Below are 19,546 nucleotides of genomic sequence, written 5' to 3'. Positions count from 1 at the left end.
TCATTTACTCCCCACTACATCTGAAAAGCTCTTTTCCTGCTCTGCATATATAACTGGCACTTCTTTACTCCAATATTTACGATTAACAAATAAAAAGATAAGTACTAAGTTTAATCCTGTTATAAAAATAATAAGTCCAGGAAAGAATGTCGTGTAATTTGAGAAATCGGCAAAACTCATAATTTTTTCTCTACTTATTAAAAAAGACGCACCCATTACAAATGCATTGTTTAACATATGTATTGCAATTGGCATGAGTAAACTTTTCGTACGAATATATACGATTGATAATACGATGCTGAATATGGCTGCACCGAGGAAATCAACATGTAACAACGCAAACAATATTGCTACAACGATGGTCGCTATGCTCGTTCCCCATTTTGTTGCAAAACGTTGAAGTAAAAATCCGCGAAAAACAAACTCCCCGATAATTGGTGCGATGAATACGACCCTAATGACTTGATATACATATCCCCCAGTACTATCTATAATCGGTTCATGCAGGGCATTCATAATAAAGTCCGGTGTAATCCATGCAAAACTATACATATACAAAATAAGATACCCGTAACTAAACATGCACAACATAACCGTAATGTATAAAACTTGCACCAAGTTAAATGTTTCATTTTTATTAACAAACAATGAAAATGAAATGCGATGCTTTCTATACTCATAAAAAATCCATACGATCGGAAGGATATAGAATATAAGGATATTTATAAAAGAAGAATTTTGTATATGAAATATACTTGTTAGCAAATCGCCACTACTTCTCGCTATTAAAATTAATAGTGCAAATACAATCAAAAAATATCTAGCTCGCATCACTTGAAACGGATTCACACTCATCTCCTCCCCTATGTTACTTTTATCATATCATTTGATTCTTAATTTTTTGCGAAAGAAAACCTTAAAATTTCCTTAAAAATTCCATAAGTTACAAAATGATGATATGATATTCGAGAAAATTAGGAGGGATTTTTATGTACCAAGCAAATATTTTACTTGTTGATGATGAAACAGCAATTTTACAATTACTAACTACCATTCTTGAAAAAGAAGGTTTTTCTCATATTACAACTGCAACATCAGCTGAAATGGCTTTATCTCTAACTAAGCAAAACAATTACGATTTAATTATTTTAGATGTAATGCTTCCTGGACAATCTGGTTTTGATATTTGTCCAATCATTCGCCAACAAACAGATTGTCCAATTTTCTTCCTATCAGCAAAAGCATCTGATTTAGATAAAATATCCGGATTTTCATACGGTGCAGATGATTATATTACGAAGCCCTTTAATCCATTAGAAGTAGTAGCACGCATGAAAGCACAGCTTCGGAGACATATGAAACAAACCGTACCACACGAACAAAAATCACACTCGATTTCATTTGGAAGATTTGAAATTGATCAGCACTCTGCAGAACTAACAGTAGATGGGCACATTGTCGAATGTTCCGCTCAACTCTTTCAACTACTACTCTTCTTTTGCGAGAATCCGAACTACGTATTTTCGAAAGAGGAAATATATGAAAAAGTTTGGGGAGCTCCTGCCTATAATGGCGATGACAACACTGTTATGGTCCACATTCGAAAACTACGTGAAAAAATTGAACAAGATCCAAGTAAACCAGAATATATAAAAACCGTTCGCGGGCTTGGTTATAAGTTCGTTACAAAGTAGGGTGACGATATGAATTTTAATAAACGACTTATTATTCAATTTATCATGCAACACGTTTTTGTTTTAGTTACATTACTTATCGCTGTAGTTGCTGCTTTTACTTATTTAATTTTTCTTCTTACTAGTACTTTATACGAACCTAATATTCCAGATTCTGATAGTTTTACAATTTCAAGATACATCTCTTCAGAAGATGGGCATATTTCGTTACAATCTGAAGTGCAAGATTTAATAAAGGAGAAAAATGATTGGCTCCAAGTTGTAGATGAAAACGGAAAAATCCTCTACCACTTTAATACACCAAATGATGTTCCGAATGCTTATACGAAGACATCTTTAGTCGCATATATACAACATCATATCGAAAGTAATTATAAATTTACATATTGGGAAATTGAATTAGAAGAAAAGAAAGTACTTGTTATTTATGGTGGTATGTTAAAAAGCAATGCGTTACTGACAGCAATTCAAAAGGATCACTCCTCTTTAACGATGGATTCGTTTACATTAACAGATCAAGAAAAACAGTTACTGTCTAAAGAAAAAGCAGCACTTCAAATATTTAATCAAAATGGCGAAGAGGTTTTTGCCTATCCAGCTGGAAAGAAAAAAACATTTTCAGCAATACAAATCGCCCTTAATGAAAAAGAACCGTGGAATCATAAAGAAAACACGTCTAGCTTTTACGATGCAAATAGTGGCAACCTTCTCGTTGTGACTGCGAAAAATGATCACTACTATCCAGATGACGAAATTGAAGATGTATTTACTAAGAAGTTTCTCATCGGATGCGGATTGATCCTTCTTATCGTATTTGTTTATTTAGTCATTCTTTCTATTTGGTACGGTAATAAATTCGGGAAACCGTTATTACATGCGATGCGCTGGCTTAAAAATATCGCTGGTGGAAAGTATGAAGAACCCATTAGTAAAAAAGGAAAACCTGTCAGGTTCCGGCGATCTGGTAAAGAAAAATGGTCATTCCGTTTGTTTAGAGATGTAACAAGTTCACTAGAACACCTTTCTATTACACTCAAAAAAAACGATGCGATGAGGCAAGTACTTCAGCAAACACGAGAAGAATGGATTACCGGTCTAACGCATGATTTAAAAACACCACTTAGCTCTATATATGGCTACGCATTATTACTCGAATCGAATCAATATAACTGGACTGATCGTGATATTCAGCAATTTGGTAGTGTTATGAAAGAGAAATCTCAATATATGACGACATTAATTGATGATTTAAGCTTAACGTATCAATTAAAAAATAACAGCCTTCCTGCCCAACACGTAAACGTTGAAATCAATCAGTTCGTTCAAAAAGTATTATTGCAATTTATTAACAATCCAACACTCCAAAATCAAAATATTGAATTCGTACCGAGCTCAAATAAAATTCAATATTTCATTGAAGAAAAATGGTTCCAGCGTATTATCGAAAACTTACTCGTAAATGCTGTAAAACATAATAACGAAACAACTACTGTCATCGTAAAATTATCACAAAACGCTAATTCCTTTACACTCTCCATTTCAGATGACGGAAAAGGAATGGATGAAAAAACGAAAGAACTTCTATTTGAACGATATTACCGCGGAACAAACACAGAAGAAAGCAACATCGGAACTGGACTTGGCCTAGCCATTACAAAACAGCTCGTTCATGCTCATAACGGGACAATTTCCGTTGATAGTGCACTCGGAAAAGGAACGACGATTATTCTTGTATTTCCGTTTCGTTCGTAGGAAAGACGCTATGTGGCGTCTTTTTTTCTTTTCTGGGAGAATTTTGCGGTAATTGAAATTATGTGAATCGTTTTTTCGAGACAAAGTAAAAATAAAACTATTAACAAATACATTTCTAAACTGTTATACTATAAATAGAAGTATAAACTAACTAAGTTTTGCATAAAATGAAGTAGACGAGGTGCTTCCAACACCCCGTCACTGCAACTAATTACCGCAAGGTGGAAGGTTGCAACTAAAGCTTATTTGCGCTTAGAAGACTTCCCACGCTTCGCAGGCAGACGGGTGGTCTTCTTTTTGCGCTTTTTTGCCGTTAATTTCTTAAATCCAAAAACTATACCTTCTCTAGCTATAGTTTTTGTAATTTCCAACAAAATTTGCAAAAGAAATTCCATACGATTACACCTCCTTTCTTCACAAAATGAAGAAAGGGCATAACCTTCCACCCGCAATATTTAATTGCTATTTTATTTTACCATTTTCATATGTATTACAGATAAAACAATACAAATTTAACAATCCACTTATAAAGTGAAACTTTAATCAGTGGAGGTTTTGTTCATCCCCCACTGATTATTAGCCCTCACCAATCGCGCTGCCCGGCAAATAGCGGGATAAAAATAACCCTTCATAACTCACTATGAAAGGTCACTCCATATTTCAGCTATTTCCCTACTAACACAAACACATTCTCATCAGGTGCTTCCATTACTGCAACATGTCCTGATTCTGTTGGAAATGGTTCGCGAATCCATTTTACATCTTTATTATCTTTTAAACTTTCATACGTTTGTTGTACATCTTCTACTAATACTTCGACTTCCGTAAAATTAATATCCGGATGATTGCTTATTACTAACTCTGAACTTTTCTCATCTGGAAACTTCAATCCTATTAACGTCCAAATAACCCCTTCTTCTAGTTCTCTTTCTATCATCCAGTTTTGCTTCATTCCCATTTCTTTATAGAAAGAAACTGATCTTTCTATATCTTTCGTATGTATAGATACACATTCTAGTTTTTTGAACATTTTCCCATTTCCCCCTTTATGAAAAAGCGAACCATCTCCCAACGATTCGCTCTTACCCTATTATTTTTTCTTCACCGGTATCCAAAGCTCTACTTGTGCAAACTCACTCTTATCTTCGTGGCAACGCTCATCGTACAGTTCAAACTCCGTAACACCGCAATGTTCATATCCTGAATGCGGGAACCATTCTGAGAATACTGCATTCCAAGTTTGGTGAATAGACGATACCATTTCTTCATGAGGAACTTTCGGCGTTGTAAATACTGCATATGTTGCTGCCGGGAAAGTACGCTTCGCAATTTCATTTGGTACATTTTCAAAGTCTGTAACTTCCATTCCGATAATGTAAGTGAAGTCTCCTGTTTCTAAATTAAAATCAGTACATAATCCAAGCTCTACCCATTGACTCGTATCTTTACGATTCGGAATCGTCGTTCCAAGATCTTTTTGTAAATATTCTTGCCAAAATACTGGAATGTCTTGATGGTTTTTCCCTTCTTTACTTGTCGTCTTCAATTCATAACCCGCCACTAAAAATTCTGGTTTATTTACAATACGATATTCCATTTGTATGCCCCCTAAATACGGATTTAATTTTCTTTGCTTTACATTCACTCTGTAATACATCGGTGTTTCGATTTCTTGTTTTCGATATTCACTCGGTGTCATTTGAAATAATTTTTTAAAGGCTCTCGTGAACGTTTCGTGAGATTGAAAGCCATGTTCAAACGCGATATCAATAACTTTTTCATCCGTATGAGAAAGTTGATAAGCTGCCCGGGCTAACCTCCGCTTTCGAACATACTCCATTACTGTATCACCTACTAATGCCTGAAATACACGATGAAAATGCGACTCAGAAAAACCTGCAATACGTGCTAAATTACGCAGCGTCTGTTTTTCCATTACATCTTCCTCAATATAATCAATTGACCTTTGAATTTGTGTTTCATAGCTTTCCATCTCTGTTCACCCGCCTTATATGTATTATGATAAAAGAGAACGCAATCCAATTCTTGACGTTTTTTACTATAATTCCATAAAAAATTGTAACTTTTTTATATGTATTTCGTTGTTATATATGAAGGGAGGGAAATGTAGTGAAACGCAAACAATCATTAGAAGAAATTTACTCAGAGCATATGCAAGATTTATTTCGCTATCTTCTCTCCCTAACCGGAGATTCCCACTATGCGGAAGATCTCATGCAAGAAACATTTTACCGAATGCTCGTCCATATTGACTATTATAAAGGAGAAGAAATTAGGCCGTGGTTATTTACAATTGCCTACAATGCCTTTATCGATTGGTATCGTAAAGAAAAGAAATATAAAACAACAGAAGTTGCAGAATTCCATTTACCAAACGTGCCAAGTACAGAACATGCATATTTCGTAAAACATGAGATTGCTAGTTGGTTAGACAGTTTATCTTCTCTTCCGCTCGAAAGACGAAATGCCCTGCTACTACGAGATTACTATGGATTCTCCTATAAGGAAATAGCAGAAATGACTGGTCTCTCATTAGCGAAAGTGAAAATTGAATTACACAGGGGACGAAAAGAAATGAAAAGCATAAAGGAGTGATACGGATGGGGTGTACAGAATTTAAAAAACTATGGAAGAAGTATGAAAATGGAACGCTCACGCATGATGAACAAGAACTGTTAGAAAGTCATATTGAGTCATGTGAAGAGTGTGAAGCTTACTTAGATGAGCTGTTAACAAAAACAGAACCAATTAAGAAAAAGTTACCTCCAAAAGATCTTAAAGTTCCTTTTTGGAGGATTAAGTGGAAACATCGTTTACAAACATTTGGTTTTATATTATCAATTTGCATCGTTATCTATATAATCGGCGGGGTATTATCAGCCTTTTATTTTCAAGCTAATAATGATAAAAGGCTAGAAGAAATTAGAGAGGTTCCTTCACTTGCACTTGAAGCAACGATCCCAAATAGCCGTGTTATGGGGGGCGGAACAAGTGTAGAAGCTTTTTTCCGTACGAATAGCCAATTTGATTTAGTACGAACCGTCGGTAAAAAAGAAATGCCCCTCGGTACAATAGAAACAAAAAGCTTCTTATCATCTGTAGATGTTACGAAGCGAACTTGGATGAATCCGTTCTATCAACCAAAACTCTTCTTTGTTCATCCAAAAACAGAGCAGGGTGATTATTTAAAGGATTCATCAAAAAAAGTATGGGATACACTTGCAAAAGTACATGATGGAACCGTTGCAGAAGTAGCAATTTCTTTTGATAAATCTTACACTTTAAAAGAATTAGAACCGCTTTTATATAGCATATTCGAGGCACAAGAACTCCCTCCAACTCCTTTATGGTACGCTTTAGATACAGGACAAGAAAGAAAAAATGTAGATGACTATATCCTACATGGCGGAGAAGCTATAGGGTTTCCAGAACATGTAAGATTCCTCGATAATGAAACTGACGGGCAGAAAACGCAAGAAGACAAAGTAACCGAAATGATGCGCGTCCTTTCTATCCATAAAAAAACGGTAAGCAAAATAGCAGCGCTTTCTGAGAAAGAATTAAACTTAGATAAACGTTATCAATATGTAAAGGATAACGGTGTAAAAGTATACGGAATTGTTATTACTGGCCCGTCGAAAGAGTTATTAAAATTACAAAACTCCCCGCACGTACGTTATGCGACTCTTGGAGATATTGAGATTTGGAATTGGTTTGATAATTAATAAAAAAGAAGTAGCGCTCTAAAAACGATGCGCTACTTCTTTTTTAATTCGAAATCACTTTCACATACATCCCTCTCACCGCTTTTTCATAAGCGATATCACTCATCTGTCTTATTTTTTCTGATACAACAGATGACTGAACAATTTTCCCTTCACGAAGTAACGGCGGATCAATAAGACGCATTTTATTTTTCTGATGTAAATCATAATCGTTTCTATCTTCTTTTCCTTTTATATTTGGATGAATTTTGCTTAATAAAGCTTCTACTTCGGGGTCATTACATTGCTGCAATTTCGAAATAAGCTCCTCATCTTCAAGAAGAAAATCATCTGCATGAATAATTCTTTTATGAAGAGCTACCTTTAACGTTTTCGCTAACATATCATTTCCGTAAATATTCATTGGTTCCATAAAGAAATCGATTACTTCTTTGTAATACGTTTCTGTAAACCATTCCGCTATTTCAATATTTTGAAGAACCATTTTCCCCTCTACTTCGATGACATCCTCTAAAAAACTATGAACTTCTTCTAAAGAAATATACCCATATGTATACATATCTCGTAACGTATAATCCACTCGATCTGCGCATAATTCGGGCGCTGACCTTTCCAGTAACGTCCACTTCGAATCATCTAATAAAATATCTTCATAGTTATAACCATGCCTCACAAGGATCGCTGGAATTTCTGAGTTTTTCACAACAGAACTAAATATCTCTTCATGATAACTTTCATCTTCATTATCAAAAACGTAATCAATCACGTGGGAAAAAGCAGTATGTGATACGTCATGTAGTAAACCAGCAATCTGTTCTTCTACTGAACCACCTAGTTTTTTCACCAATAACATAACACCCACTGAATGCTCAAAACGAGTTACATTCCATTTCTCGTTCATTAAGTAACTTGCGCCTGCTTGATGAATTCCCTTTAGTCTTTGCATAGGCTTACTTAAAATTAATTCTTCTAGCACTGCATCCACTTCAAATTCTCCGTATAGTACATCTGATATGATCACTTACAATCCCCCTTTTCAAGCAAAGTCTTTTTATATTATCTCTTTTTTGAAGAAGCGTAAATATACTATTCTGTAATTTGAATATAAACGTTCTGTTTTTATAAAAAACAGGTCCTCTTGTTCTTATCAAATTTAATCAAAAAAAGAAAATATTTCCACGACCCCTCTTTTTTTGTTTTAATAGATTTATAAATACATATTTACTAAAGAAAAAAGCAGCGAATGAAGTCAATTAGAAACTGACTTACAATTATAATATGAAAGGTCGGATAACTATGGACAGTTATTTTCCAAAAGCGGGGAAGTTAATTGGCGGTATCATTATGCTTATTATTTTGCTTTCATCTTTTTGGCTTATATGGATTGGAGAAACGAACATTCGTTACAGTGGAGATCATAAGGGCACGATGCCCTTTTGGTACAAGTGGCTCCCTGTTATTGTCGGTATACTCCTTGTCCGTTTCCTACCATTTCATCATAAAAACTATAATCCCCTTCAACAATTTGAACCAAGGCGCATCATAATTCAAACTGCTATCTTCTTCTTAAGTGGCTCCCTCTTCACGATTTGTCTTCTCACCACGAACTTTGAAGGAATGGCATTACAATTGTGGTTTATGATATTTAAAATTATTTTATTATTATTCACTCCATTAATGCTGCTTTTTTTTTATAAAAATAACCCCGAAAAAGAACGACCAAAGTCAGTAAAATTAACAGGGGATAATAGATGGTATCGGTTTACACCACTTATTGTCATTATAATCTGGGGTTACTTCAACTTCTTTTCTATATTCTCTACACCATTTGTTTCAATGAAAATGGAACCCACGATTTTAATCTCCATTTTACTTGTAGGGTTTCTTATAAATAGTGTACTTGAAGAGATTTTTTATAGAGTTTGGTTGCAAACACGTTTGGAATTATTACTAGGTACTTGGCCGGCTATTCTTCTTACATCATTGTTATGGGCAAGCTGGCATATCGCATTACATGGCTCTGGTCATTGGGATATTGATACAGCTACGGTCATTGTGAACCTTGGTATCGTAGGTCTATTCCTTGGATATTTGTGGGCGCGTTATCGTAAGGTATGGGTAATTATTATTGTTCATGGATTAATTAATGCACATCCACAACAACTAATTGAGATTATATTTAAGTAAAGAGCGCGATTGAGAAATAAAAAATAAAAGGGATTATACATGATTAATATGTATAATCCCTTTTATTTAACCTTATTCAAACGTAACTTCTACCTGCACAATCTCCGACCTACTACCAAGTCTAAGCGGTGGTCCCCAAAATCCAAATCCAGAAGAAACAATTGCGTGGAACGCGCCTTTTTGTGCGTATCCCCAGTCTAGCTCGTACATTCTTCTCGTTACAATATGATTGGGCGCCATTTGTCCGCGGTGCGTATGACCGGATAATAATAAGTCTACACCAGCATCCGCTGCCTGTTTCAACTCAAATGGCTGATGATCCATTGCGATAACTGGCATGGATTTATCCACTGTACTCATAAGTTTTTCAAAGCTTTGGCGATCTCGCTCTGTTTTATCTCTTCTTCCAACGAGATAAAAGTCATCTTCAATTGTAAGCACTTCATCTAAAAGAATACGAATATCAATCTTATCCATCTCTTGTAAAAACTCTGGAACCGCTCTGCCGTAGTATTCATGGTTTCCTAAAACACCATATACGCCTAATGGAGCTTTCATTTGTTTCATGATTGGTCCCATATTCTTTTGAATGAACACACCTGGATGATCATCGATAATATCACCTGGCAGTAAAATAATATCAGGTTCCATTTCATTTACATGACGAACAAGTCTTTTCAAATGCGAAACGCCAGACAGTTTACCGAAATGCATATCAGAAGCCATCGCAATACGTAAACTTTTACGCCCCTCTACCTTTTTCGGTATGTGCACTTCGTATTTTCTTACTACTGGACTATACGCATTAAATACTCCATACGCAAAGATAAAGATAAATGCAGCTATCACAGCCGTCCCTATCCAAATAATTGCCGCTTCTTTCTCTACTGAAAACTGTAAAAGAAAGACCATAATATCAGCTAATGGCAACAACATAAGCGCATATTGTATAACCGCAAACCAAATCGAACCTATCGTTCGCAGAAATGGCAGAGACTTAAACACTTGCACGAGAATGTACGCATATGAAATAAATGCGACTATGAAAGCATAATATCCCCAAGATTCCCAGCCAAATACCGCATGAAGCCAAACCCATCCGTTCCAGCCGATATAAAACATAAGTAGTGTGTATATAATTAATATGGTAAATATATTGAGATAACGAAGATTCTTCACAGCCAGCCTCCTTATTGATTTCTTTTATTATAACTTGTTATGCACTTATAACGTAAATATTAAGCGCTTCAATCTTCAGAATAAGAACATTGATAAACATATTGTCTTAAAATTTTTAAGAACGGCTGTAATGGACATTTTTGAGTCTTACGTGTTGGATAAAATTCTATTATCTTTATCCTTCAAAACTCATCTATGCAATTATGCATAACCATCTATTCCGTTTTATTTCCATGTTACGATATAAATGTAATACGACATATATCGACAAAAATAAAAGGAAGTGATTGTATGAAACGTTCTAAAACATATTTAAAATGTTTAGCATTATCCGCTGTTTTTGCTAGTAGCGCTGTAACTCTTTCAACACCTGCTGCTTACGCTCAAACGACGTCACAAGTTGTAACAGATATCGGGCAAAATGCAAAAACACATACGAGCTATAATACATTTAATAATGATCAAGCTGATAATATGACAATGTCTTTAAAGGTAACTTTTATCGATGACCCAAGCGCTGATAAACAGATTGCCGTTATTAATACAACTGGTAGTTTTCTAAAAGCAAATCCTACTATAAGTGATGCACCTATTGATAACTACCCAATCCCTGGCGCTAGTGCAACATTACGCTACCCTTCACAATATGATATTGCCTTTAATCTTCAAGATAACAGCGCCCGTTTCTTTAACGTAGCACCTACAAATGCTGTAGAAGAAACGACTGTAACATCTAGCGTATCTTATCAACTTGGTGGCTCTGTTAAAGCTTCTGTAACGCCTAATGGCCCTAGCGGTGAAGCTGGTGCAACTGGTCAAGTCACTTGGTCTGACTCTGTAAGCTATAAACAAACTAGTTATAAAACAAATTTAATTGACCAAACAAACAAAAACGTAAAGTGGAACGTATTCTTTAACGGATATAACAATCAAAACTGGGGTATTTACACACGTGACTCCTATCATTCTTTATATGGAAACCAACTGTTCATGTACTCTCGCACATACTTATATGAATCTGATGCAAAAGGTAATTTAATACCGATGGATCAACTTCCAGCACTAACAAATAGCGGTTTCTCTCCTGGTATGATTGCTGTTGTTATCTCTGAAAAAAATACAGATCAATCTAACTTACAAGTCGCTTATACAAAACACACCGACGACTACCAACTTCGTCCAGGCTTCACATTCGGAACTGCAAACTGGGTTGGAAACAACGTAAAAGACGTTGATCAAAAAACATTTAACAAATCGTTTACACTAGATTGGAAGAATAAAAAATTGGTAGAGAAAAAATAAAGAAAACCGAACCGCCACTTAGATGACGGTTCGGTTTTTATTTAAATTACAAAATCCTCCGGAATAAACACTTTCACTTCTTTCGGCTGTACGTATACGAAATCACCCGCTTGAATGTTCAGCTGTTTGAACTGTTCTTTCGTAATTTCTGCTTCTAAATATTCATCTGTTTCGTCTCGTTTTAATTCTACATATACGACAGGTCCGACTGCGTGAGAATAAGATACTTTTGCCGGGATTGCATCTACGCTTTGTTTCGTACGAGAGATTGATAAGTCATGCGGTCTTACGTAGGCTATTCCGTCTACGTTGGAAACGTGCTTATGCTCTGGTGCTTCTAGTTCGACCGATCCTACATTTAGCTTTCCTTTATGAACGCGGCCGTGAAATAAATTTACATTTCCTAAAAAGTCATATACAAACGGACTTGCTGGGTTTTCATATACTTCTTCCGGTGTTCCCATTTGTTCAATGCAGCCTTCATTCATTACAACGATGCGGTCTGCAACGTCTAACGCTTCTTCTTGATCATGCGTTACGAATACGCTCGTAATTTGAAATTCGTCATGTAATTTTCGGAGCCATCTTCGTAATTCTTTTCTCACCTTTGCATCGAGTGCACCGAACGGTTCATCAAGTAATAAAATTTTCGGTTCGACTGCAAGTGCCCGGGCTAGTGCAATACGTTGACGTTGTCCACCAGATAATTGCGCTGGATAACGTTTAGCAAAGCCATCCATTTTTACGAGCTTTAATAATTCTGTTACCTTTTCTTCTATCGCTTCTGCTGACGGTCTTAAGCTTTTCTTTCTTACTTTTAAACCGAAAGCGACATTCTCAAATACATTCATATGCTTAAAGAGCGCATAGTGCTGAAAGACGAAACCGACTTGCCTGTTTTTTACGTGAATGTCTGTTAAATCTTCCCCATCAAATGAAATAGAACCCCCATCCGCTTCTTCTAATCCTGCAATAATGCGTAATAACGTCGTTTTCCCAGAACCTGACGGGCCTAATAAGGCAACAAGTTCACCTTTTGGAATATCCAAATGAATGTCTGTTAGTGCTTGAAATGTACCATATTGCTTTGATACACCTTGAATTTGAATACTCACCGTAATCCCCCTCTTATTGTCGTTTTTCCATTCGCCATTCAATCCCGTTTTTTATAATGAGTGTAAACACTGCAATTAATGACATTAACGTCGCTACTGCAAATGCTGCTGAAAATTGATATTCATTGTACAAAATTTCAATATGAAGCGGCATCGTATTCGTAATACCACGCACGTGACCTGATACGACAGAAACGGCTCCGAACTCACCGATAGCACGGGCATTACATAGAATCATGCCGTATAAAAGACCCCATTTTATATTTGGAAGCGTAACGCGCCAAAACATTTTCCAGCCACTTGCGCCAAGTGATAAAGCTGCCTCTTCTTCACTTTTCCCTTGCGCCTGCATAATGGGAATTAATTCACGTGCAACGAACGGGAAGGTTACAAAGATTGTTGCGATAATAATGCCTGGTACAGAGAAAATGAGTTTCACTCCATGTTCAAGTAACCATTCGCCAAGAGCACCCCTCGGTGTGAAAAGTAAAACGAATACTAATCCTGCGATAACTGGTGACACAGCAAACGGCAGTTCAATAAGAGAGAGTAATACTTGTTTTCCTTTAAACTGAAACTTTGTAATAAGCCATGCGGCCGCTATCCCAAATATCGTATTAAGAGGCACAACGATTAACGCAACGAGAAGCGTTAATCTAATTGCTGAAAATGCTTCTTGATCTGTAATAGCGGCAATGTATACATCCATCCCTCTTTCAAAGGCTTTTAGAAAAATAGTTATGAGTGGCAGTAATAGAAAGAGAGATAAAAATAAAACTGTAATCGTAATTAATATGCCTGGTACAAGCTTAGATTCTTTTCTAGCTGATACGCTTTTTACTATTTTCTTTTCTAATACTGTTGGTTCCATTTTCTCTCCTCCTATTCACTTTTTAGTTCATGCCTTCTACTCCAGCTTTGAATCATATTAATAAGAAGAAGGAAAAGGAGAGAAATAATAAGCATCACGGTCGCTACAGCTGTTGCCCCCGCATAATCATATTGTTCTAGTTTCGTCATAATCATCAGTGGTGCAATTTCTGTTTTCATCGGCATATTACCTGCGATGAAAACGACAGATCCGTATTCTCCTAATGCTCTTGCAAATGCGAGTGAAAAACCTGCAAGAAGAGCGGGAAAGATCTCTGGTAAAATGATTTTCACAAATATTTGCAAGCGGGATGCACCTAAACTCGCAGCTGCCTCTTCTACTTCTTTATCAATATTTTGCAGCACTGGTTGCACCATTCGAACGACAAATGGTAAACCGATAAAAGTAAGCGCAACGATAATTCCGAGTGGTGTAAAAGCTACTTTTATGTGAAACAGACTAAATATTTTTCCAATCCATCCATTTTCCGCATAAAGCGTTGTAAGTGTAATACCAGCTACAGCTGTCGGAAGTGCAAACGGTAAATCAATGAGTCCGTCTAATAGTCGTTTCCCTGGAAATTTGTAGCGTACGAGCACCCAAGCTATTAATAAACCGAAAATGGCATTTACAATAGCAGCTGCAAATGAAGTTGTAAAACTAACTTGATAGGAATGCAACACACGCTCGTTCGTTATAACCCCAGCGAACTTCTTCCAACCTAACTGTGAAGTTTGAATAAATACGATAGAAAGTGGTATAAGTACGAATAAACTCATGTACAACATTGTAAATCCAAGCGATAATCCAAATCCTGGTAAAACACGCTTCTTCCTCATCCTCTTTCACCTCATCCCCCTTTAGCAGTGCATTATTTTTGATAAATTTTATCGAATACGCCGCCGTCATTAAAGTGTTTTTCTTGTGCTTTTTTCCAGCCACCAAATAGTTCATCTACTGTAAATAATTGAACTTTCGGAAATTGGGATGCATATTTTTCTGCTACTTTTTCATTACGCGGACGATAAAAGTTTTTCGCCGCAATTTCCTGTCCTTTTTCTGAGTACAAATATTCAAGATACCCTTCTGCTACTTTTTTCGTTCCTTTTTTATCAACGACTTTATCTACAACCGCTACTGGTGGTTCTGCAAGTACACTAATAGAGGGGGTTACAATTTCAAATTTATCTTTTCCAAGCTCTTTTTGAGATAATAACGCTTCATTTTCCCATGCGATTAATACGTCACCAATTCCTTTTTCAACAAATGTTGTCGTTGCTCCGCGCGCTCCTGAATCTAATACTTCTACGTTTTTATAAATTTGGCTAACAAACTCTTTCGCCTTATCTTCACTATTATTATATTTTTTCAATGCGTATCCCCACGCCGCTAAATAGTTCCAACGTGCTCCGCCTGATGTTTTTGGATTTGGTGTAATGACAGACACACCTTTTTTCGTTAAATCATCCCAGTCTTTAATTCCTTTCGGGTTTCCTTTTCGAACAAGAAATACAATTGTTGACGTGTATGGAGTGGAATTATTCGCAAGTCGCTTCTGCCAATCTTCTGCTAGTTGTTTTTTCTTACTAATCGCATCAATATCATAAGCAAGTGCTAGTGTAACAACGTCTGCTTCTAAGCCATCAATAACAGAGCGCGCTTGACTTCCAGATCCCCCGTGTGATTGTTTTACATTTACTGTTTGCCCATGCTTCTCTTTCCAATACTTCGCAAAATCTTTATTGAAATCTTGATATAACTCCCTCGTTGGATCATAAGAAACATTTAAAAGCTCAACTTTTTTTTTATCTCCACTTCCTTCAGAATTACTAGTGGATGTTGCCGAACCACACCCTGATAAAAGTACAACTGCTGATAATAAAACACCTGTACTTTTCATAAACGCTGTCTTACCCCACTTTTTCATCGTTAAGCCCCCTTAGTTTATACAATAGAAAAAGGCACACAATATATTCACAAATGTGAACATTGTGCGCCTTCAGTTTATCTGATTAGCTTCTAATGTATTGTATTCGATTTCTTTTCATTTTAATTCTGTAATTCATATGTGTCAACTTGGAATTTGAATTTTCTTACTAAACTAAAATATTGGCATACTTCGAGCCCAATGATTTTTCAAATCAGCAAATTCTTTTGGTAACTTACTATTTTCATTCCATTCTAATTTATATGCATTTACTAACACCGTAGCCATTGATTCACGGTTCATTACTCCATTTTGATTAAAATTACCGTTCTTATCATTTTCAGAGTTCATCCATAATTTCACAAATAAGATATTGCACTCGCCGTAAGCGTTAATCCCTTCTGTTCTATGTATATCTCCTCCTTGTTGGTCATATGAAGCTTTAAATATATGGCACCACAGCTTAATCAATGCACAAAAAAATGAGGCAACCACCTTCAAAGATGGTTGCCTCATTTTTACACTTGCATCGCTTTCTCTCTCAATGCTCTTCTTAACAACTTACCAGTCGTATTCTTCGGTAATTCTATTAAAAACTCAATGCTTTTCGGCACTTTATATTTCGCTAAATGTAACGTACAGTAATGCATTAGTTCTTCTTCTGTTACGTTCGTTTGTTTCAGAACGACGTAAGCTCGCACTGCTTCTCCTAAGTTTTCATCAGGAACACCGATTACAACAACTTCCGCTACTGATTCGTGCGTATATAATACTTCTTCTACTTCACGAGGGTATACGTTATAACCGCCAACTAAGACGATATCTTTTTTACGATCAACGATATAGAAGTAACCTTCTTCATCCATTTTCGCTAAGTCACCTGTATATAGCCAGCCGTCTTTCAATGTCGCAGCTGTATCTTCTGGTGCATTATAGTATCCTTTCATAACGTTAGGTCCGCGAACGATTAATTCGCCGACTGCGCCGACAGGTACTTCTTCCCCAAGTTCATTTACAATTTTATTTTCTACATGCCAAATATTTGTGCCAATTGATCCTGGTTTACGAGGACGATCTAGCGGGTTGAAACAAGTAACTGGTGATGCCTCTGATAAACCGTATCCTTCTGAAACAATAACGTTAAAACGTTTTTCAAAGTTTTGCAGAAGAGCAACAGGCATCGATGCACCACCGGAAATACAAAGACGAAGCGTCTTCACATCTTCTGCGCTTGCTTCTTCAAATAAATATAAATAATTGTACATCGTCGGTACGCCAGCAAAAATCGTTGGTTCGTACGTGCGACAAATACGGAATACTTCTTTCGGACTAAATTTCGGTAACATTAAAATTGTTGCCCCGTTCACAATCGGTGCATTTACCGCAACTGTTAAACAGAACACATGGAACATTGGCAGTGCCGCAACGACGCGATCGTCAGCAGTAAATTGTAAATAAGACGCAACATCATTCGCATTACTATATAAATTTTTATGTGTTAACATAGCGCCTTTTGGTTTTCCAGTTGTACCTGAAGTGTATAGGATAACCGCTACATCTTCTTCATCTAGTTCAGGGCCTTCGTATTGTAAGTCTCCAGCCCCCACAAAACTAGTAAACGTTTTCATTTTTTCGGTTTCTGTATGGTTAAAATCTGATGAGGTTTCGCATATGATGATGTTTTCTAATGAAGGAAGTCTTGTTGTAAGAGATTGTATAACAGGTAGAAGGACGTCGAGTACGATGATTGTTTTTACATCTCCATTTTGTAAAATGTAATGCATTTCGTCTGCTGTATAAATTGGATTAACTGGAATAACAGTTGCTCCAGCTTTCATTGTTCCGTATAAACCGACCAAAAAATGTGGTGAGTTCCCAACAACTAATGCGACATTGTCCCCTTTTCCAATGCCCATTTCTGCTAAATTGCTAGAAAACCTTGTGACCATTTTGTTTAATTGGTCATATGAGACCGACTGATCCATAAATATATAAGCCGGTTTATCCCCTTTCTTTTTTGCCGTTTCAGCCAAAGATTGAACGAGATTCACAAAAACCCCACCTTTATAAAATTTAGAATATTTAAAAATTCTAAATTAATTATATTAAAAGAAAATTAAAGTAGCAAGTGATATTCTATTAACTGCATATAGACAGATCACCTTCTCTTAGTTTACTTTGGAAAAATAAGGGGATTTTATTTGCAAGTAATTTATAACACTAGACCAAAAATCATTTTAGGATAATATGCACTCATCTTTTCTTTAAGCTTTTCAAGTTCCTCTTTATTTAAGTTCGTATACTCTCCATACAAATTCAAAACGTCCGCTCCATTTTCATGAAAATACACGGTAACATATAACGTCGGTAACCCTTTATTGTTTTCATCTATTGATAAGACGACATCTGGCGTTTTATTAACAGTGCTGAATGTTTCATTTCTTTTCCATTCCTTATTTTGAAACCTGTCCTGTATATCCTGTATCTTTCGTTTGTTATCTGTATGCGTAAAATATATAACATTATCCCGCGCTGGCTTTCCGATAGATAAAAGGGTACGACTTGAGGAAGTTTCACTGTTACACGCTGCAATCCCAATGACGAATCCGAGCAATATTACAATGTGTATGACCCTTTTCATATCGATCCGCCTCCTTTTCATATATATATTCCTTTATAAGAGGCAGATGTCCTGTAAGTATACATTTTGTGGTAAATGGAATTATATCGACAAAACTACAAAAAGAAAGAGGCTGCCTTTATGGCAGCCTCCCTCATTTTTAGAAGAATAAATGTAAGAAATCTTCTGTTGTAATGTTACCGAAGTAGCGTGCGATATCTACGCCTTCTAAAGCTGCAGTGAATGCATCTTTATCGAACTGAACGCCTGTTAGACGCTCTTCAATATCATGAACATCTAGTGAACCGAAGAAGTCGCCGTAAATTTTACATTCTGTTACTGTTCCTTTTTTCACTTCAAGACGAACATCAACTTGTCCAACTGGGAAGCGGTGTGAATGTTGTAAGTTGAACTTCGGTGATTTTCCATAGTTCCAATCCCAATTTTGGTAACGTTCTTCAGAAAGTTTATGGATCTCTTTCCAATCATTTTCTGTTAATTCGTACGTTGGGATTTCTGTTTCTCCTTCGAAAATTGTTTCTAGAAGAAGTTGTCTAAACTCTTCTGTCGTCATTTCTTCGTTTAGGAACTCTGTAATGTTCGCGACGCGGCTACGGATTGATTTAATACCTTTTGATTGAATCTTATCCATTTTTACTTTTAACGCTGATACGACGTGATCGATTTCAGAGTCAAATAGTAACGTACCGTGGCTGAACATACGACCTTTCGTTGAGAACTGCGCGTTACCTGAAATTTTTCTACCTTCAGCTAAAATGTCGTTACGACCACTTAGTTCTGCCTTTACACCTAATTTACTAAGCGCTTTCGTTACAGGCTCTGTGAATTTTTTGAAGTTGCTGAAACTGTCTCCATCATCTTTCGTAATAAAACTGAAGTTTAAGTTTCCTAAATCATGATATACTGCGCCTCCGCCTGATAGACGACGAACGACATGAATACCTTTTTCTTTTACGTAATCTGCATTAATTTCTTCTACTGTGTTTTGATTTTTACCAATGATAATCGAAGGCTCATTAATGTAGAACAGTAAATATGTTTCGTTAATATCTAAATTCTTCACACAATATTCTTCGATCGCTAAGTTTATTCTAGGATCTGTAATTCCTTTATTATCAATAAATAACATCGT

Annotated in this window: 21 protein-coding genes; 7 read left to right on the top strand and 14 right to left on the bottom strand. The window is 36.2% G+C overall.

Features of this window, described 5'->3' with window-relative positions; translation table 11 throughout:
* Window positions 1–849: a CPBP family intramembrane glutamic endopeptidase gene (locus BM089_RS01145; RefSeq protein ID WP_139213191.1), complete on the bottom strand. Its 849-nt coding sequence runs from the start codon at window positions 847–849 to the stop codon at window positions 1–3.
* A gap of 140 nt (window positions 850–989) precedes the next feature.
* Between BM089_RS01145 and BM089_RS01140 the strand changes: the two genes are divergently transcribed.
* Together BM089_RS01140 and BM089_RS01135 are read left to right on the top strand one after the other, a co-directional pair.
* Window positions 990–1,694: a response regulator transcription factor gene (locus BM089_RS01140; RefSeq protein WP_069355191.1), complete on the top strand. Its 705-nt coding sequence runs from the start codon at window positions 990–992 to the stop codon at window positions 1,692–1,694.
* Between the two features lie 9 nt (window positions 1,695–1,703).
* The gene (locus BM089_RS01135) at window positions 1,704–3,446 is read left to right on the top strand and encodes a sensor histidine kinase (RefSeq protein ID WP_001010445.1); all 1,743 of its coding nucleotides are present in this window, start codon (window positions 1,704–1,706) and stop codon (window positions 3,444–3,446) included.
* A 242-nt stretch (window positions 3,447–3,688) separates the two neighbouring features.
* On the opposite strand, the gene BM089_RS30920 is transcribed toward BM089_RS01135, so the two are convergent.
* The 3 genes from BM089_RS30920 to BM089_RS01120 all read right to left on the bottom strand — a co-directional run bounded on the left by BM089_RS30920 (window position 3,689) and on the right by BM089_RS01120 (window position 5,439).
* Entirely contained in the window at window positions 3,689–3,841 is a 153-nt protein-coding gene (locus BM089_RS30920; protein ID WP_000394943.1) for a hypothetical protein, read from the bottom strand.
* Between the two features lie 269 nt (window positions 3,842–4,110).
* The gene (locus BM089_RS01125; RefSeq protein ID WP_000473644.1) at window positions 4,111–4,476 is read right to left on the bottom strand and encodes a VOC family protein; all 366 of its coding nucleotides are present in this window, start codon (window positions 4,474–4,476) and stop codon (window positions 4,111–4,113) included.
* Window positions 4,477–4,536: 60 nt separating this feature from the next.
* Complete coding sequence (locus BM089_RS01120; protein ID WP_000446842.1) at window positions 4,537–5,439, bottom strand: AraC family transcriptional regulator; 903 nt, start codon at window positions 5,437–5,439, stop codon at window positions 4,537–4,539.
* 137 nt (window positions 5,440–5,576) lie between these two features.
* Between BM089_RS01120 and BM089_RS01115 the strand changes: the two genes are divergently transcribed.
* A complete protein-coding gene (locus tag BM089_RS01115) occupies window positions 5,577–6,062 on the top strand; it encodes an RNA polymerase sigma factor (protein ID WP_000824004.1) in 486 nt (161 codons plus the stop codon).
* A gap of 5 nt (window positions 6,063–6,067) precedes the next feature.
* The gene (locus BM089_RS01110; RefSeq protein ID WP_000501938.1) at window positions 6,068–7,192 is read left to right on the top strand and encodes an anti-sigma factor; all 1,125 of its coding nucleotides are present in this window, start codon (window positions 6,068–6,070) and stop codon (window positions 7,190–7,192) included.
* 43 nt (window positions 7,193–7,235) lie between these two features.
* Here BM089_RS01110 and BM089_RS01105 read toward each other — a convergent pair whose 3' ends face one another.
* Window positions 7,236–8,213 carry an HD domain-containing protein gene (locus BM089_RS01105; protein WP_000587038.1) on the bottom strand — a complete coding sequence of 326 codons (978 nt, stop codon included), beginning with the start codon at window positions 8,211–8,213 and terminating at the stop codon, window positions 7,236–7,238.
* Between the two features lie 275 nt (window positions 8,214–8,488).
* Between BM089_RS01105 and BM089_RS01100 the strand changes: the two genes are divergently transcribed.
* Window positions 8,489–9,379, top strand: coding sequence for a CPBP family intramembrane glutamic endopeptidase (locus tag BM089_RS01100; RefSeq protein ID WP_000378922.1), 891 nt, complete (start codon window positions 8,489–8,491; stop codon window positions 9,377–9,379).
* Between the two features lie 72 nt (window positions 9,380–9,451).
* Here BM089_RS01100 and BM089_RS01095 read toward each other — a convergent pair whose 3' ends face one another.
* Window positions 9,452–10,558 (bottom strand): metallophosphoesterase, encoded by a 1,107-nt coding sequence (locus tag BM089_RS01095; RefSeq protein ID WP_090975785.1) that lies wholly within the window; start codon window positions 10,556–10,558, stop codon window positions 9,452–9,454.
* Between the two features lie 34 nt (window positions 10,559–10,592).
* Here BM089_RS01095 and BM089_RS31855 point away from each other — a divergent pair, with 34 nt between their 5' ends.
* Together BM089_RS31855 and cytK2 are read left to right on the top strand one after the other, a co-directional pair.
* Window positions 10,593–10,769, top strand: a complete 177-nt coding sequence (locus BM089_RS31855; protein ID WP_071714124.1) for a TetR family transcriptional regulator — start codon at window positions 10,593–10,595, stop codon at window positions 10,767–10,769.
* An 80-nt stretch (window positions 10,770–10,849) separates the two neighbouring features.
* On the top strand, window positions 10,850–11,860 hold the full coding sequence (gene cytK2, locus BM089_RS01085) for a beta-channel forming cytolysin CytK2 (protein ID WP_090975783.1): 1,011 nt from the start codon (window positions 10,850–10,852) through the stop codon (window positions 11,858–11,860).
* A 41-nt stretch (window positions 11,861–11,901) separates the two neighbouring features.
* Here cytK2 and BM089_RS01080 read toward each other — a convergent pair whose 3' ends face one another.
* From BM089_RS01080 to BM089_RS01045, 8 genes are all read right to left on the bottom strand, one after another.
* A complete protein-coding gene (locus BM089_RS01080; RefSeq protein WP_016513149.1) occupies window positions 11,902–12,975 on the bottom strand; it encodes a sulfate/molybdate ABC transporter ATP-binding protein in 1,074 nt (357 codons plus the stop codon).
* 13 nt (window positions 12,976–12,988) lie between these two features.
* Entirely contained in the window at window positions 12,989–13,846 is an 858-nt protein-coding gene (gene cysW / locus BM089_RS01075; protein WP_090975781.1) for a sulfate ABC transporter permease subunit CysW, read from the bottom strand.
* Between the two features lie 11 nt (window positions 13,847–13,857).
* Entirely contained in the window at window positions 13,858–14,685 is an 828-nt protein-coding gene (gene cysT / locus BM089_RS01070; RefSeq protein WP_090975779.1) for a sulfate ABC transporter permease subunit CysT, read from the bottom strand.
* Window positions 14,686–14,717: 32 nt separating this feature from the next.
* A complete protein-coding gene (locus BM089_RS01065) occupies window positions 14,718–15,773 on the bottom strand; it encodes a sulfate ABC transporter substrate-binding protein (protein WP_090975777.1) in 1,056 nt (351 codons plus the stop codon).
* Between the two features lie 174 nt (window positions 15,774–15,947).
* Window positions 15,948–16,124: a hypothetical protein gene (locus tag BM089_RS31850; protein WP_001986183.1), complete on the bottom strand. Its 177-nt coding sequence runs from the start codon at window positions 16,122–16,124 to the stop codon at window positions 15,948–15,950.
* Between the two features lie 167 nt (window positions 16,125–16,291).
* Window positions 16,292–17,824: a fatty acid--CoA ligase family protein gene (locus BM089_RS01055; protein ID WP_053565058.1), complete on the bottom strand. Its 1,533-nt coding sequence runs from the start codon at window positions 17,822–17,824 to the stop codon at window positions 16,292–16,294.
* 161 nt (window positions 17,825–17,985) lie between these two features.
* Complete coding sequence (locus BM089_RS01050) at window positions 17,986–18,414, bottom strand: hypothetical protein (protein ID WP_000832165.1); 429 nt, start codon at window positions 18,412–18,414, stop codon at window positions 17,986–17,988.
* Window positions 18,415–18,553: 139 nt separating this feature from the next.
* Window positions 18,554–19,543 (bottom strand): lipoate--protein ligase, encoded by a 990-nt coding sequence (locus tag BM089_RS01045; protein WP_000897273.1) that lies wholly within the window; start codon window positions 19,541–19,543, stop codon window positions 18,554–18,556.
* Window positions 19,544–19,546 lie beyond the last annotated feature (3 nt).

This window comes from Bacillus sp. 5mfcol3.1 (assembly GCF_900114335.1).
In the GTDB taxonomy this organism is placed as follows: Bacteria; Bacillota; Bacilli; order Bacillales; family Bacillaceae_G; genus Bacillus_A; species Bacillus_A thuringiensis_S.
The sequence above is the reverse complement of the archived record's forward strand: the minus strand, read 5'-3'. Positions and strand labels throughout refer to the sequence as shown.